Below are 1,917 nucleotides of genomic sequence, written 5' to 3'. Positions count from 1 at the left end.
TGATTACATCGAAATGTTTTATAACAGTAAGCGTCGGCATGGTTCTAGCGAACAGATGTCACCGACAGAATATGAAAACCAGTATTATCAACGGCTCGGAAGTGTCTAGATTATCCGTGGCGATTCACTAGGGTTACCTAATTCACCTATGTCTACTTCTGGCACAATGCAGAAATGAGATAGATTTACTTTATCCGCTTCTCGCTCAAAGCTGTCCGTAATCCCCTGCCTGCTTAAAAAAACCGGATTAACGTGTGATGTTTTTACGTTTTCCAGGCAGCCTTCATCGGTAAGTACCTGTCTTACAGACTTCAATGCACTTAGTTAAGAAACATCCTAATCGTCCTTTCGCCGATCGCGAGATCTGTTATGGCAGCTAAACTCGATTGATACCCCAATCCGCCGGGCAGCATTTCCTTTCCGCACGCAAGAAGGAGAAGATCATGAAAGCAGTAATTTACAACGGTCCTTATGATGTAAAAGTAAAAGACGTACCGGATGCGAAAATTGTCCGCCCCACGGATGTACTCGTCCGCATCACCACCACCAACATTTGTGGGTCGGACTTGCACATGTATGAGGGCCGGACCAGCTTTGAACAGGGACGGATTCTGGGTCACGAAAACCTGGGTGAAGTGGTCGAAATTGGCTCAGGCGTTGAACGTATTAAGGTGGGCGACTATGTTTGTCTGCCGTTTAACGTGGGATGTGGTTTTTGCGAAAACTGTGAAAAAGGTCTGACCGGCTTTTGTCTCACTACCAATCCGGGTTCGGCAGGCGCAGCTTATGGTTTTGCTGAAATGGGTCCCTGGGAGGGGGGGCAGGCGGAACTGCTTCGGGTGCCATTTGCCGACTTTAACTGCCTTGTTCTTCCCCCTGATGCGGCAGAAAAAGAAGATGATTATGTGATGCTCTCTGACATTTTTCCTACCGGCTGGCATGCAACAGAACTTGCCGGATTGAAGCCTGGTGAAAGCGTGGCCATTTATGGCGCGGGGCCGGTCGGTTTGATGGCAGCTCATTCGGCGATCATTAAAGGTGCTTCACAGGTGTTTGTGGTTGATACGCACACAGACCGGTTGGCTCTGGCTGAAAAAATGGGGGCGACGGGCATCAATGCTACTGGCGATGAAGCTGTACAAAAAATTCTCGACCTGACGGATGGACGCGGTACGGATTGTGGCTGCGAATGTGTTGGCTATCAGTGCTGTAACAAACATGGCCATGAAGATAACTCTGTCACCATGAACAGTCTTGTTGCGTCGACGAAAGCAACCGGGGGAATTGGTGTGGTTGGCGTCTTTATTCCTCAGGATCCGGGGGCTGAATCGGAGCTTGCCAGAGAGGGTAAGATGCCATTTGATTTTGGGAGTTTCTGGTTTAAAGGACAGGCAATCCGTACCGGCCAGGCGAACGTTAAGGCCTATAACCGTCAGCTGTCTCGCCTCATCCATCACGATAAAGCCAGTCCGGGCAAAATAATTTCTCATCGTCTTTCGCTTGAAGAGGCTCCTGCCGGATATAAGCACTTCGATGAGCGGGATGAAGGATGGACGAAGGTTATCCTTAAGCCTTAAATAGAGTTATCCGGTATGAGAAAGCAAAAACCGGGAAAGAATGTATGACTTTTGACAGGGTGCAATAAAATATCCTGTCAGGGCGTTATTATTCATACTTTCAGCTGCCAGGTGATGCTGCCAACTTACTGATTTAGTGTATGATGGTGTTTTTGAGGTGCTCCAGTGGCTTCTGTTTCTATCAGCTGTCCCTCCTGTTCAGCTACTGACGGGGTGGTGCGTAACGGCAAAAGCACCGCCGGACATCAGCGCTATCTCTGCTCTCACTGCCGTAAAACATGGCAACTGCAGTTCACTTACACCGCTTCTCAACCCGGTACGCACCAGAAAATCATTGATA

Annotated in this window: 3 protein-coding genes; all 3 read left to right on the top strand. The window is 48.7% G+C overall.

The window, feature by feature from the left end; all coding sequences use genetic code 11:
• Positions 1 to 109: IS3 family transposase (locus APU11_RS26510; protein WP_131729156.1), on the top strand; the 109-nt coding region annotated here is incomplete at its 5' end.
• 334 nt (positions 110 to 443) lie between these two features.
• Positions 444 to 1,577, top strand: a complete 1,134-nt coding sequence (locus APU11_RS05175; protein WP_017384068.1) for a glutathione-independent formaldehyde dehydrogenase — start codon at positions 444 to 446, stop codon at positions 1,575 to 1,577.
• A 165-nt stretch (positions 1,578 to 1,742) separates the two neighbouring features.
• Positions 1,743 to 1,917 (top strand): IS1 family transposase (locus tag APU11_RS26500; protein ID WP_001348133.1); only part of this gene is annotated, 175 nt, incomplete at its 3' end.

This window comes from Enterobacter sp. 50793107, assembly GCF_001463365.1.
GTDB classification, from domain to species: Bacteria; Pseudomonadota; Gammaproteobacteria; order Enterobacterales; family Enterobacteriaceae; genus Enterobacter; species Enterobacter cloacae.
The sequence above is the reverse complement of the archived record's forward strand: the minus strand, read 5'-3'. Positions and strand labels throughout refer to the sequence as shown.